Source organism: Terrabacter sp. Soil810, assembly GCF_001429645.1.
GTDB lineage: Bacteria > Actinomycetota > Actinomycetes > Actinomycetales > Dermatophilaceae > Terrabacter.
Window position 1 is genome coordinate 370,730 of sequence record NZ_LMSW01000001.1, and the last position, 818, is coordinate 371,547.

An 818-nucleotide genomic window follows, 5' to 3' on the forward strand; every position below is an offset into this window, starting at 1 on the left:
CTCAATGTCGCAGCCGAGATCGACAGGTTCGCGACCACGTAGGTCAGGTCGTAGTTGCCGTTCAGAGCAAGCGTGCCCTGACGGATCGCGTACGGTCCGCCGGCAACCGTTTCCCCAGCGTCGCGGGTGAGCGTGCCTGTGAAGCCGTCGCCGTAGGCGAGCGATCCCACGGTGATCGAGTAGGTCAACGCCGGGTCGGCAGCACCGTAGGTCTTCGACTTGGCGTCCGCGGTGACCGTGACGGCCCGCTGGCCGATGGTGAGGTTAGCGGTGGTGCCGGTGGTGAAGCTGTAGTTGGCCGCGGAGAGGGTGCCCGGGGCGCAAGTGATCGTGTAGGTCCCGACGTTCTGTCCGGGCACGCGGGTGCAGGCTGCAGTTCCGGTGATCGTGGTCGTGGCGGCGGTNATCGCCGTTCTGGAACCCGGTGTAGGTCCAGGTGAAGGTCGGGTCGGCGGTGCCGTAGGTCTTCGACTTCGCGACCGCGTCCACGCTCAACGTCGCAGCCGAGATCGACATGTTCGCGCCCACGTAGGTCAGGTCGTAGTTGCCGTTCAGGGCAAGCGTGCCCTGCCCGATCGGGTAGAGGCCCACGTCTTCGCCAGACTCACGGTCCAAGGCACCTGTGAAAGCGTCGGTGTAAGCGAGCGAGCCCACGGTGATCGTGTAGGTCAACGCCGGGTCGGCGGCACCGTAGGTCTTCGACCTGGCGTCCACGGTGACCGTGACGGCCCGCTGGCCGATGGTGAGGTTGGCGGTGGTGCCGGTGACGAAGCTGTAGTTGGCGGTGGCGAGAGTGCCGGGTGCGCACGTGATCGCGT

General features: G+C 66.3%; 1 protein-coding gene and 1 pseudogene. Both read right to left on the reverse strand.

Translation table 11 applies throughout. The annotated features are described in order from the left end of the window. A partial coding sequence (locus tag ASG96_RS23540) for an MBG domain-containing protein (protein WP_162262001.1) occupies positions 1 to 359 on the reverse strand: 359 nt, incomplete at its 3' end. A gap of 46 nt (positions 360 to 405) precedes the next feature. Continuing rightward, positions 406 to 714 (reverse strand): annotated as a pseudogene (locus tag ASG96_RS24590) (MBG domain-containing protein); the annotation flags it as partial. Positions 715 to 818 lie beyond the last annotated feature (104 nt).